At 41.3% G+C, this 14,701-nt stretch carries 12 protein-coding genes; 10 read left to right on the forward strand and 2 right to left on the reverse strand.

The features are described 5' to 3' along the window. The first annotated feature begins 30 nt into the window (after window positions 1-30). The 6 genes from DZC72_RS06690 (at window position 31) to DZC72_RS06715 (ending at window position 8,389) form a co-directional block, all read left to right on the forward strand. Window positions 31-1,185 carry a cystathionine gamma-synthase gene (locus DZC72_RS06690; protein WP_125222076.1) on the forward strand — a complete coding sequence of 385 codons (1,155 nt, stop codon included), beginning with the start codon at window positions 31-33 and terminating at the stop codon, window positions 1,183-1,185. A gap of 182 nt (window positions 1,186-1,367) precedes the next feature. Then, a complete protein-coding gene (gene gdhA, locus DZC72_RS06695) occupies window positions 1,368-2,711 on the forward strand; it encodes an NADP-specific glutamate dehydrogenase (protein ID WP_125222627.1) in 1,344 nt (447 codons plus the stop codon). A gap of 118 nt (window positions 2,712-2,829) precedes the next feature. Further along, window positions 2,830-4,272, forward strand: coding sequence for an MBOAT family O-acyltransferase (locus tag DZC72_RS06700; RefSeq protein ID WP_125222077.1), 1,443 nt, complete (start codon window positions 2,830-2,832; stop codon window positions 4,270-4,272). Continuing rightward, entirely contained in the window at window positions 4,273-5,229 is a 957-nt protein-coding gene (locus tag DZC72_RS06705) for a hypothetical protein (RefSeq protein WP_125222078.1), read from the forward strand. Window positions 5,230-5,256: 27 nt separating this feature from the next. Further along, complete coding sequence (gene recO, locus DZC72_RS06710) at window positions 5,257-5,976, forward strand: DNA repair protein RecO (protein WP_125222079.1); 720 nt, start codon at window positions 5,257-5,259, stop codon at window positions 5,974-5,976. A 1-nt stretch (window position 5,977) separates the two neighbouring features. After that, window positions 5,978-8,389, forward strand: a complete 2,412-nt coding sequence (locus tag DZC72_RS06715; RefSeq protein WP_125222080.1) for a TonB-dependent receptor — start codon at window positions 5,978-5,980, stop codon at window positions 8,387-8,389. Window positions 8,390-8,463: 74 nt separating this feature from the next. Here DZC72_RS06715 and DZC72_RS06720 read toward each other — a convergent pair whose 3' ends face one another. After that, window positions 8,464-8,817, reverse strand: coding sequence for a hypothetical protein (locus DZC72_RS06720; protein ID WP_125222081.1), 354 nt, complete (start codon window positions 8,815-8,817; stop codon window positions 8,464-8,466). Between the two features lie 180 nt (window positions 8,818-8,997). Here DZC72_RS06720 and ileS point away from each other — a divergent pair, with 180 nt between their 5' ends. The 4 genes from ileS to DZC72_RS06740 are packed head-to-tail and all read left to right on the forward strand — an operon-like array spanning window position 8,998 to window position 14,150. After that, window positions 8,998-12,396: an isoleucine--tRNA ligase gene (gene ileS, locus DZC72_RS06725; protein WP_125222082.1), complete on the forward strand. Its 3,399-nt coding sequence runs from the start codon at window positions 8,998-9,000 to the stop codon at window positions 12,394-12,396. Between the two features lie 4 nt (window positions 12,397-12,400). Next, complete coding sequence (locus DZC72_RS06730; protein WP_099544332.1) at window positions 12,401-12,784, forward strand: TraR/DksA family transcriptional regulator; 384 nt, start codon at window positions 12,401-12,403, stop codon at window positions 12,782-12,784. Window positions 12,785-12,821: 37 nt separating this feature from the next. Next, entirely contained in the window at window positions 12,822-13,439 is a 618-nt protein-coding gene (locus tag DZC72_RS06735) for a hypothetical protein (protein WP_125222083.1), read from the forward strand. Window positions 13,440-13,469: 30 nt separating this feature from the next. Next, window positions 13,470-14,150: a lipoprotein signal peptidase gene (locus DZC72_RS06740; RefSeq protein ID WP_125222084.1), complete on the forward strand. Its 681-nt coding sequence runs from the start codon at window positions 13,470-13,472 to the stop codon at window positions 14,148-14,150. Here DZC72_RS06740 and DZC72_RS06745 read toward each other — a convergent pair. Next, the gene (locus DZC72_RS06745) at window positions 14,129-14,695 is read right to left on the reverse strand and encodes a 5-formyltetrahydrofolate cyclo-ligase (protein ID WP_125222085.1); all 567 of its coding nucleotides are present in this window, start codon (window positions 14,693-14,695) and stop codon (window positions 14,129-14,131) included. The two genes, DZC72_RS06740 and DZC72_RS06745, sit on opposite strands and share 22 nt — an antisense overlap. Between the last annotated feature and the right edge of the window lie 6 nt (window positions 14,696-14,701).

A 14,701-nucleotide genomic window follows, 5' to 3' on the forward strand; every position in this document is an offset into this window, starting at 1 on the left:
AACGATACATTTGTATGAATAATTATAGGTATGGCTGCCAATAAATTGAGATTCAATAGTAAGGTTATTCACGGAGGCCAAGAACCAGATAAGGCCTATGGGGCTGTGATGCCGCCTATTTATCAAACAACGACGTTTGCCCAAAGTTCGCCAGGCAAAAACAAAGGATATGAGTATTCCAGAAGTGCCAACCCCACCAGGACGGCACTGGAGAACGCCTTGGCAAGTATTGAAAATGGAAATTTTGGACTGACCTTTGCCAGTGGATTGGCCGCAATAGACGCGGTCTTAAAATTATTAAATCCGGGGGATGAGGTTATTTCAACAAGTGATCTTTATGGAGGTAGCTACCGATTGTTCAAAAAGGTTTTTGAAAACTATGGAATCGTTTTTCATTTTGTAGGAACGGAGCATGTTTCCAATATCAAAGACCGAATCAATGAAAAGACAAAATTGATCTGGTTGGAAACACCAACCAACCCTATGATGAACATTGTGGACATTGAGGCTGTTTCCCAATTGGTAGAACGAAACGAGCTTCTTTTGGCCGTGGACAACACCTTTGCCACGCCTTATTTACAAAAGCCTTTGGACCTTGGCGCCCATATTGTTATGCATTCCGCCACCAAGTATCTGGGAGGGCATAGTGATGTCATTTTAGGGGCCTTGGTGGTAAAGGACGAATCATTGGCCAAAAGATTATATTTTATCCAAAATGCCAGCGGTGCCGTATCCGGTCCCATGGATAGTTTTCTCGTGCTACGGGGAATCAAGACTTTACACGTGCGTATGCAAAGGCATTGTGAGAACGGGAAAGCCATTGCAAATTTCCTGCGAAAGCACCCCAAGGTAGAAAAAGTCTATTGGCCCGGGTTTGAAGATCATCCCAATCATAAAATTGCAAGGAAGCAGATGACCCAATTTGGAGGTATGATTTCCTTTGTGCCCAAGGGAAGCAATTATAACGATGCCATTAAAATTGTAGAGCGCTTAAAACTGTTTACGTTGGCGGAATCATTGGGCGGTGTTGAAAGTCTTGCCGGACATCCTGCAAGTATGACCCATGCCAGTATACCTAAAGAAGAGCGGGAAAAGATCGGTATTGTAGATGCATTGATACGTTTGAGTGTGGGAATTGAGGATGTTGAAGACCTTATTGAGGATTTATCGCAAGCCATGGAATAATGGCTCATTTAATGTATTGTTTAACGGGAAACCCTATTTATTTTTCAGGGATATCAAATGTTTGTCATTAAAACCATAATTTTTAATGTATTATGAAATATTTAGGTATATAATTATAATAATAACATAATTTTGCCGATATATTTTGAATTCAATAATTTAAATCGACGTTAATGAGCTCAATGAAAGCAAAAATAGATGCATTTATGGATGAGGTGAAGTCCCGAAATGGACATGAACCAGAATTCATTCAAGCCGTTCAAGAAGTGGCAGATACGGTAATACCTTATATTGCCGATAATGATATATATAACGGCAAGAATATCCTCTTAAGAATGGTGGAACCGGAAAGATTGATTTCCTTCAGGGTCGCTTGGGTCGATGATGCGGGCGAAATCCATGTAAACCGTGGATATCGCATACAGATGAATTCTGCCATTGGACCCTACAAAGGTGGTTTGCGCTTTCATCCAACGGTAAATGCAAGTATCCTTAAATTTTTGGCTTTTGAGCAAGTATTCAAAAATAGTTTGACTACCCTTCCCATGGGAGGTGGTAAAGGAGGATCGGATTTTGACCCCAAAGGTAAATCTGACGATGAGGTAATGCGTTTCTGCCATGCCTTTATGTTGGAACTTAATAGGCACATAGGTCCCAATACTGATGTGCCCGCGGGGGATATAGGTGTTGGCGCTCGTGAAATTGGGTACTTGTTCGGGATGTACAAAAAAATCCGAAATGAGTTTACCGGGGTTTTGACCGGTAAGGGTCTTTCCTGGGGCGGTTCCAAAATCCGTCCAGAGGCTACCGGATATGGTACCGTTTACTTTGCCGAAAACATGTTGAAAACCAAGAATGAGAACCTTGACGGTAAAACCGTTGTAATTTCTGGATCAGGCAACGTAGCACAGTATGCCGCTGAAAAGGTAATCCAACTAGGTGGTAAGGTCGTCACACTTTCAGATTCCAGTGGCTATATCTATGATGCCGATGGTATCGATACAGAAAAGCTGAAATTCGTTATGGACCTAAAAAACAATAAGCGCGCACGTATTTCTGAATATGTTAAGGAATATCCCAACGCGGAATATAGAGATGGTAAAACTCCTTGGGACGTGAAGTGCGATATAGCCTTGCCATGTGCCACCCAGAACGAGTTGAATGAAAAGGATGCCAAGAAACTATTGGACAACGGATGTATCTGTGTTGCCGAAGGGGCCAATATGCCTTGTACCGCAGACGCCGTACATGCCTTTCACAACGCAAAAATCCTTTTTGCACCTGGAAAGGCTTCCAATGCAGGTGGTGTTGCAACCTCAGGACTTGAGATGTCACAAAACTCCTTGCGTATAAGTTGGACCCGAGAGGAGGTCGATGAACGCTTAAAAGGTATCATGTCAGATATCCACGATTCTTGTATCGAGTACGGTATGGAGGAAAATGGCTATTGTAATTACGTAAAAGGTGCCAACATCGCCGGTTTCGTAAAAGTGGCGGATGCCATGTTGGCCCAAGGGGTCATTTAAAGGAATATACTTTATTGTAAGGCCCATCCTTTTTAAGGATGGGCTTTTTGTTAGGTATAAGATCAGATTGGACAGTAGCATCATATTTTATCCTATTTTTATGCCCTAAAACAAGGGCTTGCTATTCAATTCTTTTGAGTTTTTGGTTTTTCTGATTGTTGTCTTTGGGCTCTATTGGCTCGTTTTCAACACCAAAACCAAGTATCAGAATGTATTACTGTTACTAGCGTCCTATAGCTTCTATGGATGGTGGGACTATAGGTTTCTGTCCCTTATTTTCATATCCACACTGGTGGACTATGTAGTAGGCCTTCAAATTCACGGAACCGTTAAAGCATCCCAAAGAAAAGTATTATTGGGAATAAGTATGGCCTTTAATATTGGTCTGTTGGCATTTTTTAAATACTTCAATTTTTTTGTGGATTCATGGATCCAAGTATTGGACAATCTAGGATATCACACAAAGAATACATGGTCGTTGAACATCATACTTCCCGTAGGAATTTCCTTTTATACCTTTCAGACAATGTCCTATACCATTGATGTATATCGAAAGAAACTGGTACCAACCAAAGACTTTATTTCCTTTGCGGCCTTCGTTTCCTTCTTTCCACAGTTGGTAGCGGGGCCTATAGAACGTGCCTCTAATCTGCTGCCACAAATATTGGGAAAGAGGAACTTTTCCTATGAAAAGGGGATGCAGGGATTACGGCTAATTTTATGGGGCTTGGTGAAAAAGGTTGTAATTGCTGATGTTTTGGCCCTTAAGGTGGATGATATCTTTGGAAACTACCATGACTTTGGAGGTGGAGTACTCTGGTTGGGAGCCATCTATTTTGCCATTCAGATCTATTGTGATTTCAGTGGATATTCTGATATCGCCATTGGGGTGTCCAAATTGTTCGGTATCGAATTAATGTCAAATTTCAAGTTTCCCTACTTTTCAAGAAATGTGGGTGAATTTTGGCGGAGATGGCATATTTCCTTGTCCACATGGTTTAGGGATTATCTTTATATCCCCCTTGGAGGTTCACGCAATGGCAAATGGAAATCGCTGCGTAACGTATTTATAATATTTTTGGTAAGTGGACTGTGGCACGGGGCCAATTGGACCTTTGTAGTATGGGGGGGGCTCCACGCACTGTTGTTCGTTCCCAGTTATATCATGGGGCGAAATAGAAAATATACCGATGCCATTGTTGCGGAAAACTCTTGGTTTCCCACTCTAAGGGAATTCGCTGAAATACTGTTGACCTTTTTATTGGTTGTTTTGGCATGGGTGTTTTTTCGAAGCGAATCATTGGCATCCGCTTTGGAATACCTGACTTTTATGTTCACCAAACTGGATTTTCCACTGATTTATAAAAATGGTCTGTACAGTGTAGGGTCCCTGCTCTTTTTGGATTGGATTTTTAGAAAGGATGAACGTCTCAATTTTACTTTTTTAAAGAATATCAACAAAAAAGTGTTGGGTTTTGTGGAAGTAGCGGTCCTGGTCATAGTGGTATACCTTATTAGTTTGAATACCAGTTCAAGTCAATTCATTTATTTTCAATTTTAGATGAAAGCATTTCTCAAAAAGACAGCAATTTTTGGTTTGACGGTGCTGGCATACTTTTCTGCTACGAGTATTTATAATTACACGATCGACCCTTATGGAATTTTTGGAAACAGGAGGGAATTCAAGGGTCTACGGCCAAATGAACACAGTTTAAAAACCAATTATGTACTGCAAAACCCAAATATGTTCAACAGTTTTCTGTTTTCCAATTCCAAAGGAGGCGTACTGCATGTGAACCAATTGAATACAGCGGAATCCAGATGGTACAATATGACCTATTCATTAGGTACTCCAGAAGAATTCTATAAGAGCCTGTTGCTTTTTCTTGAGAACGATGTTCAAGTGGATAACATTATTTTAGCTATGGATGAAGGGGTTATCTACGAGCGAACGAGTGCCCATGAGAACGACGCCTCTCGAAAGTTCGTAAACCTACAGGAGAATAAAATCCAATGGGAGTTTCTATTCTTGCCCATTTCCATCAAGAAAATTTTGGGGGCCGATCTGAGTAAAAAGTATATTGAGCACGATATATATACCGATGGCAATTATTACGCAAATAATGCTTATGAAACGGACTGCAGGCTTCATGAGAATTTGGAGATACTAGATATTCCAGATGCGGTACCCATTCATCCACTGGATTTTTCTTCACAAATTGAAATTCTTAAGAAAATCAAACTATTGTGCGAACAAAGGGGTATCAAGCTAACCTTTCTGGTACACCCCAATTCTTATGAAAATTATATTAGTTCCACGGAAAGGAGGATACAATTTGGCTATCTCTTGGATGTACTTGAAAATAATGGTTTTGAACTCTTTAGGCCATACGGTTCAAAAGTATTGGGTGTAAGCCCCTGTTACTGGTTGGATAAGCACCACTACACTAAAAATATTGGGGATATAATATTAAATGAATACTCCCAGTATTGGATGAACAGAGCAATAAGGCAGTAAAGGATATCTTTGTAAAAACCTTTTTTAATGCAGGTAACCACCAAGGCCATTGTATTGACTTCCATTAAATATGGGGACACAAGTTTGATCGTGCGTATTTATACGGAATCCGATGGGCTAAAATCCTATTTGTTAAGGGGCATTTTGGCTTCAAAAAAGGGAAAGGTAAGAAAAGCGTTGTTCCATCCACTTTCCCAACTTGAAATAGTCGCCAACCATAGAAATAAAGGCTCCTTGGAAAGTATAAAGGAAGCAAAGATCTACTACCATTATCAGAACGTCCATAGCAATATGGTAAAAAATGCCATGGCCCTGTTTCTGGCGGAAATGCTCGCCAATAGTATCCACGAGGAAGAAAGTAACAAGGAATTGTTCCGGTTTCTGGAGGCATCCTTGCAGTGGATGGATATCCATACGGAAATATCCAATTTCCATCTCTACTTTTTGCTACTATTGACCAAGTATCTAGGGTTTTACCCAGATTTGGATAAGGTGGATGCCCCGTATTTTGACCTGTTGGAAGGTGAGTTTGTCTCCACCACGTCTTTAAATCCCATGCTCTACGGTGAAAATATTTCGTATTTCAAATCCTTTTTAGGCATAAATTTTGATGGAATAAGTACTGTAAAAATGAGAAAAAAAAACAGGCAGGAACTCCTTCAATCCTTGGTTTTGTATTATGAATTGCATTTGCAAGGTTTTAGAAAACCGAAATCATTGGCGGTTCTAAATGAGGTGTTTAGTTAGTATGAGCAGAATTTTACCCCTACTTTTTCTTTTATATGGTTGTATAGGGTGGTCCCAACAAGTGACCGTCTTGGATGATGATACCCATGAGCCCATCCCAAATGTGGCCGTATTTAACCCGGATAAGACCAAAATAAGTGTGACCGATTTCGACGGAAATTTTGATTTCACCCCTTTTTTAAATGAGGAGCGATTGATTCTAAGGCATTTGAGTTACGAAACAAAAAAGCTAACGCGTCTTCAGTTAGTCAAAAATGGGTACAAGGTATTTTTACTAATGAAACCTGAGCGATTGGACGAGGTGGTCATGTCCGTCTCCAAGTGGGAGCAACAAAAGAAGGAGGTACCCAACAAAATCGTTTCCATAGATGCCCAGACTATTGCGATGAATACGCCACAGACTTCAGCGGATCTTTTGCAGAGCAGTGGAAAGGTCTTTGTCCAAAAAAGTCAATTGGGAGGAGGAAGTCCTATGATAAGGGGGTTTGCCACCAACAGGCTGGTACTATCCGTGGATGGGGTTCGTATGAACAATGCAATATTCAGAGGCGGAAACTTGCAGAATGTCATATCCATTGACCCCTTCAACATCAGGAATACCGAAATCATTTTTGGTCCTGGATCGGTTATTTATGGAAGTGATGCCATTGGCGGTGTCATGAACTTTTACACGAAACAGCCTACGTTGAGCCAAAAGGAAACTGCTGAAATCTCGGGGAACGCCATTTATAGATTCTCCTCGGCAAATACAGAAAATACGGTTAACGCCAATGTAAACATCGGCAAGGAGAAATGGGCGTCCTTGACCAGTTTTTCTTATAATAGCTTTCAGGATTTAACAATGGGGAAACATGGTCCGGATTCCTATTTGAGGAACTCTTTCGTGAAAACCTTAAATGGGGAAGATATCCTCGTGCCAAACGAAAACCCAAGAAATCAGGTCCCTACGGGTTATGATCAAAGGAACTTCATGCAGAAATTCCTTTACAGACCCCATGTAAACTGGGATTTGAACTTGGGAATCCATTACTCGGAAACATCGGATTATTCCCGTTTTGACAGGCTTATTAGGCCTTCACGCGATGGTCAAGGATTAAGGTCGGCAGAATGGTATTATGGCCCACAAAAATGGTTTATGGGCAATGTGCAGTTAAAAAAGAAAGGCAACGGAAAATTGTACGATGGACTCAAACTCACCGCAGCCTACCAATTTTTTGAAGAAAGTAGGAATGACAGGGATTTTCAGGGCACCGTATTAAATACCACGCGCGAAAAGGTGGATGCGTTAAACCTGAACTTAGATTTTGAAAACAAGAAAATTGGGAATTTTAAACTGTATTACGGGGGGGAGTTTATTTTTAACAAGGTTGGTTCAACAGGTATGGACACCAACATAATCACCGGGGAAATGGCATCTGCAGCGTCCAGATATCCAGACGGTGCCACTTGGAAAAGTTTGGCAGGCTATCTAAATGGGGAATACAAGGCTAAGCCTAACTTCATTTTAATGTCCGGTTTACGGTATAGCCATGTTTGGATAGATGCGTTGTTCAATCGTACTTTTTATGCGTTTCCTTTTGAGAATGCGGATGTTAGTACAGGAGCACTAACTGGAAGTGTGGGTTTCAGTTGGTTTCCAAAACAAAACCTTCAAATTACGTTTAACGGATCAACTGGTTTTAGGGCCCCCAATGTAGACGATATAGGGAAAATATTCGATTCTGAACCGGGCTCCGTGGTAGTTCCCAACCCAGACCTGGAATCTGAATACGCGTACAATGTAGAGTTGGGAGTTCATAAGAATTTTAAGGATAAACTTGTATTGAAAGGGACTACCTTCTATACGTATTTGGTAGATGCCTTGGTTCGAAGGGACTTTACCTTTAATGGCTTAACGCAAATTGAGTACGGAGGCGAGTTGAGCAATGTTCAGGCCATACAGAATGCCGCAAAGGCCTATGTTTATGGTTTTGAGTTTGGATTGGATGCATATTTGTCAGATCAATGGTCCCTTTCGTCCAATCTTACCATTACCGAAGGGATTGAGGAGGAAGAGGACGGTACGGACTCACCGGCAAGACATGCGCCACCTACTTTTGGTGATTTTCATGTAAAATGGAAGAAGGAGAAAATATCCACTGATTTTTTCCTGAATTATAATGGTGAGGTAGCCAATGATCAATTGGCAATATCTGAACAATCCAAGGATTACATCTACGAGAGGGATGAAAATGGAGATCCTTTTTCACCATCCTGGTATACCTTGAACTTTCGTTCCCAATACGCCATTGCGAACAACCTCAAAGCAACGCTAAGTTTGGAAAACATAACCAATCAGAGGTATAGGACCTATTCTTCCGGAATTGTTGCTCCGGGAAGTAATTTAATATTGGGGATAGGGTACCATTTTTAGTATAAAAAGGCCCGCAACCGGGCCTTTTTTGTTTAGAAATTGTACGCTTCCTATTTTAAGAAAGTACAGGTTTTTTACTGTGAAATTTTATCCGCCGCTTCCTTGGTGGCGTCCTTTACATCCTCACCAATTTTTTTTGCTTTGTCCATAGCTTCTTCGCCGGCCTCTTTTGCGGAATCCAAAGCATCCTCGCCTGCTTCCTTGGCAGAGTCAATGGCTTTCTCTCCTGCCTCCTTCATGCTTTCTCCAGCTTCCTTGGCCTTGTCCATGGCGTCTTCGCCAACCTCTTTTAGGTCATTTCCGGTTTGTTCCAAAGATTCTTCAGCTTGGGTGGCTGCGTCTTTCGCCTTTTCTGCCGTTTCCCTACAGGAAATAAAAGAAGCGCCCAAAGCCAAAACCAATACGGTGCTTACTACTAATTTTTTCATGTTGTTAATTTTTAGTGTTTGTACCCGTATATACGAGGGAATACCCTTTTTGGATCAAGGGTCTTGTATTCTCTTTTGGGGAATTTTCCATTTGAGCCATTTCATGGCGGGGTAGGGCTACAGTTCCAACTAAATTAATTAATTTTGCGGGCTTAAAACCCAGAACCATAAGCATTTCGTATGAAGTTCGCAGAATATAAGGGATTAGACTTGCCTAAAGTTGCAGAAGAAGTTCTAAATTACTGGAAGACCGCCAAGATTTTTGAAAAGAGTATTTCATCCAGGGAGGGTAAACAAAGCTATGTCTTTTATGAAGGGCCACCATCAGCGAATGGAATGCCGGGTATCCACCACGTAATGGCGCGGACTATCAAGGATATTTTCCCTCGCTACAAAACAATGAAGGGCTTTCAGGTAAAAAGAAAGGCCGGTTGGGATACACACGGACTTCCTATCGAATTGGGCGTGGAGAAGGAACTTGGGATTACGAAAGAAGATATTGGTGTAAAAATTTCCGTAGAGGAATATAATGCAGCCTGTAAGAAGGCGGTAATGCGCTATACGGATGTTTGGAACGCCATGACCGAGCAAGTTGGGTATTGGGTGGATATGGACGACCCTTACATTACCTATAAATCCAAATACATGGAATCTGTTTGGTGGTTGTTGAAACAGATTTATGAGAAAGGACTCATATATAAAGGGTACACCATACAGCCGTATTCTCCAAAAGCGGGTACCGGATTAAGTTCTCATGAACTGAACCAGCCAGGTACCTATCAAGATGTTACGGATACTACCGTAACGGCCCAATTTAAGGCTTTGGAGGAAACCTTGCCAGACTTCCTTAAAAATGAGGGAACCATTTATTTTTTGGCATGGACAACAACACCGTGGACACTTCCCTCCAATACGGCTTTAACCGTTGGCCCCAAGATTGATTATGTAATGGTAGAGACCTATAACCAGTATACATTTGAACCTATGAATGTCATACTTGCCAAAAACTTGGTAGGTAAGCAATTTGCAGGAAAATATTTTGAGGTTTCGGAAAAATCAGATTTAATCGGCTATACGAAGGAGGACAAAAAGATTCCATTCTATCAGGTAAAGGAATTTAAGGGAATAGACCTTGTAGGCATTCGATACGAACAGCTTTTGGATTATGTACTTCCCTATGAAAATGCAGAGAATGCATTTCGGGTAATTTCCGGTGATTTTGTAACTACGGAAGACGGTACGGGTATTGTACATACGGCCCCAACTTTTGGCGCTGATGATGCCTTTGTGGCAAAGCAGGCCGTTCCGGAAATACCTCCCATGTTGGTATTGGACGAAAATGCGAACCTTGTCCCGCTTGTAGATTTGCAGGGGAGGTTTAGACCGGAGTTAAAGGAACTCGGTGGAAAATATGTAAAGAACGAATATTATGAGGAGGGGGAAGCTCCAGAGCGTTCCGTTGATGTGGAGATTGCCATTAAACTCAAAGAGGAAAACAAGGCCTTTAAGGTTGAAAAATATGTGCACAGTTATCCCAACTGTTGGCGTACCGATAAGCCTATTTTGTATTACCCTTTGGACTCCTGGTTTATAAAGGTTACAGATATTAAGGACAGGATGTTCGAGTTGAACCAGTCCATCAATTGGAAACCCAAGGCAACTGGTGAGGGACGGTTTGGAAATTGGTTGGCGAACGCAAACGATTGGAACTTATCCAGGTCGCGGTATTGGGGCATTCCTTTGCCCATCTGGAGAACCAGTGATGGTAAGGAGGAACTGATAATCGGCTCTGTTTCTGAGTTGAAGTTGGAAATGCAAAAGGCCATGGAAGCCGGCATACTTGAAAAGGATATTTTTGAGGACTTTGTGGTAGGCGATATGTCCGAAGCAAACTATGAAAGGATAGACCTGCACAAAAATATTGTAGATCAGATCACCTTGGTTTCGCCATTGGGGAAACCCATGAAGCGTGAAAGCGACTTGATCGATGTTTGGTTCGATAGTGGTTCCATGCCCTATGCGCAATGGCACTATCCATTTGAAAACAAGGAACTCATCGACACGGGCAAGACCTTTCCAGCCGATTTTATTGCGGAAGGTGTTGATCAGACGAGGGGATGGTTTTACACCCTACATGCCATAGGCACCATGGTGTTCGATTCCGTGGCCTATAAAAACGTGGTTTCTAACGGACTTGTGCTTGACAAGGAAGGGAAAAAAATGTCCAAAAGATTGGGCAACGCCGTAGACCCCTTCGATACGATGAAGGAGCATGGTGCGGACGCGACTCGCTGGTACATGATCAGCAATGCGAACCCATGGGACAACCTAAAATTTGACCCCGAGGGCATTGTTGAAGTGAAGCGAAAATTCTTCGGGACACTTTACAATACGTATTCATTTTTTGCCCTGTACGCAAATATCGATGCCTTTAGCTTTTCCGAGGAAAATATACCCGTGGAGGAAAGACCGGAAATAGATAGATGGATATTGTCCGAACTCAATTCATTAATCGCTTTTGTAGATGATGCCTATGCAGATTATGAACCTACCAAGGCTACGAGGGCAATTTCAGATTTCGTACAGGAAAACCTAAGCAATTGGTACGTTCGCCTGTGCAGAAGAAGGTTCTGGAAAGGGGATTACCAAAAGGACAAGATCGCTGCCTATCAAACACTCTATACCTGTTTGGTAACGGTAGCCAAACTTTCCGCGCCCGTGGCACCTTTCTTTATGGACAGGCTCTACAAAGACCTGATCGCTACGACCAATTTGGAACCCTTTGAAAGTGTCCATTTGGCAGATTTCCCAACGTCGAATAAAAATATGATCGATTCTGCCTTGGAACAAAAGATGCAAAAGGCCCAAACGATATCGTCCTTGGTTTTATCGATTCGGCAAAAGGAAAAGATAAAGGTGAGGCAACCGCTCCAAAAAATCATGATTCCTATTTTGGACGAGCAGGACAGAATGGATATTTTGGCGGTATCGGACTTAATAAAGTCGGAGGTAAATGTTAAGGAAATAGAACTTTTGGACGATGCTTCAGGGGTTTTGGTAAAACGCATTAAACCTAATTTCAAGACCTTGGGACCAAGGTTCGGCAAAGAAATGAAGCAAATCGCAAACGCGATAAATGCTCTAAATCAGGAAGATATCCAAAAAATTGAACAAGAAGGCGAATTATCCCTTCAAATAGAAAATAAAAACATTATTTTACAGTTTCAGGATGTAGAGATAAGTTCCCAGGATATTGAGGGCTGGTTGGTGGCCTCATCCGGCAAAACAACGGTCGCATTGGATATCACCATTAATGATGACCTAAAGAAGGAAGGCATCGCTAGGGAACTGGTCAACAGGATCCAGAATTTAAGAAAGGAATCTGGTTTTGAAGTGACAGACAAAATTGACATAAAGATGCAGAAGGACGGATTTGTAGAGCAGGCCGTAACCAGTAATCTTAGTTATATAAAGGCGGAAACTTTGACAGCAGAATTGAATTTTGAGGAATATTTAGAGAATGGCACTGAAATTGCCTTCGATGAAGTGAACACTAAATTGTTTATTGCAAAACATTAACGAGATGGCAGAAGATTTAAAAGTAAGATACTCGGACAAGGATTTGGCGGAGTTCAAGGAATTGATAGAAGAGAAAATAGAAAAGGCTAAAAGTCATTTGGAGCTTCTTAAAAGCTCTTATATGAACGATGGAAATAACGGTACCGATGACACCTCCCCAACCTTCAAGGCCTTTGAGGAAGGTTCAGAAACTATGAGCAAGGAAGCGAATACCCAATTGGCCATTCGGCAGGAGAAGTTCATCAGGGACTTAAAAAATGCGCTTCTCAGAATTGAGAACAAAACTTACGGCATTTGCCGGATAACGGGCAAACTCATAAATAAGGAGCGTTTGAAATTGGTGCCGCATGCCACCTTGAGTATAGAAGCCAAGAATATGCAAAAATAATCGAAACGCCTTCCGGGGCGTTTTTTAATGGTCCGTTTTGAAATTATTTCCCTTAGTTCTTCTCCTGATCGCAGCACAGGTTACCGCTCAAAAGAAGGTGCACAAAGTTTTGTTGGGCGAATCCGTAAAGTTGATACAGGTCAACGCGGAAAACTGTTACGAGGTCATTTTGGAAACTGGCGATAACGAGGAAATAGAGGTTGATGCCCAAATGGATGGCGAATACAGTGACGATCTTCAAATGAAGGTCTCTGAAGTGGGCAATACATTGGTACTTGGCGCCGGCTTCCAACCCGTCTTTAAAAACCCCAACGATAAACTAAGTGCACACAAAGTGGTCTCCATTGCATTAAAAATTAAACTTCCTAAATACAAAAGCGTGCAAGTTTTTGGAAATAGCTCCCGGGTCATCGCCTTTGGCGATTACTTGAAACTTGATGTCACCCTTTCTGATGGAACCTGTGAATTACATAATATTTCTCAAGCGGTAAACGTAAGAACCCAAAGTGGCAACATTGTGGTATATGCCAATAGGGCAACCATATCGGCAGAAACAAAATATGGCCAATATAAAAAGGATACTATACCTAATGGCTTCAACAGTTATAAGTTAAATTCGGTCACCGGAAATATCATACTGAACAAAACCGAATAATATTTCTATTTTTGCGCCGTTGAAAAGCTCATGAACCTAAAAAAATCCATTTTATTAATAGTTTTGATTCTCCTTATAGACCAATGGAGCAAAATATACATTAAGACAAACTTCGTATTGGGTGAATCTGTTGATGTCTTCAGTTGGTTCAAAATTCTTTTTATTGAGAACGAAGGCGCGGCGTGGGGTGCCAAGCTAAGTGATGTGCTCCCTATTTCCGATGCTACGGGTAAGCTGGTCCTCACCATTTTCAGGTTGTTTGCCATTTTTGGGATCGGCTATTGGTTGTTCGATGTTGTTAAGAAAAAATCCTCAAAAACATTGATAGTTGCGGTTTCCTTAATATTCGCGGGGGCCCTGGGAAATATATTGGATTCTGTTTTTTACGGTCTCATTTTCGATGATAGCTACAATCATGTAGCGACTTTGTTTTCCGATGAACCTTATGGAAAGGTCTTTTATGGTAAAGTTGTGGATATGCTCTATTTTCCTTTAGTGGATACGACTTGGCCGGAATGTATGCCCTTTGTTGGCGGTAGTAATTTTCGTTTTTTCGAGCCCGTCTTTAACATTGCGGATACGGCCATAAGTACCGGGGTTGGGATTTTATTGGTTTTTAATAAAAGGGCATTTGGAAAGAACGAGGAGGAAGAAACTGTAGTTGAAATTTCAGAAAATACTGAAAATCCTCAAGGGTCAATAAACGAATAATTTTTTTGGGGAGTTATACAATAATCCAAAGGAACATCTCCAGGGAAGGCATCGCTTATTAAAGGTTCCGCTTCAAAAAAACTGAGCCCCACTTTTAATACATTTGGTTTACAGCTTGCCAAGAAGTTATCATAGAATCCTTTGCCATAGCCAACCCTGTGTCCATTTATATCAAAAGCCAATAGGGGAATGAATACCACATCCATTTTATCCGGTTCAACCTTTATACCATCTACGGGTTCTGGAACGCCCCAAGAATTGTTTTTGAATTTGGTGTTATCTGTGAGTAGGAAATGTTCTAATACGTTCTGCTGTACTTTTGGGACGACGATATATTTATCCTTTCCCTGCAATATGGACAGTAAATTGATGGTATCCACCTCATGTTTTGAAGGTATAGGAAGAAAAAGATGGTAATAATCTTTTGACCAAATGGGAAGTTCTAATGCCTTGTTGGATATATCAAGACTTTTGGCTGCAATCTGACTTACGGAGAGCTGTTTTCTAAGAGCTGAATATTTTAAACGCAAATCTTTCTTCAACATAATTGA

The organism is Maribacter algicola (assembly GCF_003933245.1).
GTDB lineage: Bacteria > Bacteroidota > Bacteroidia > Flavobacteriales > Flavobacteriaceae > Maribacter > Maribacter algicola.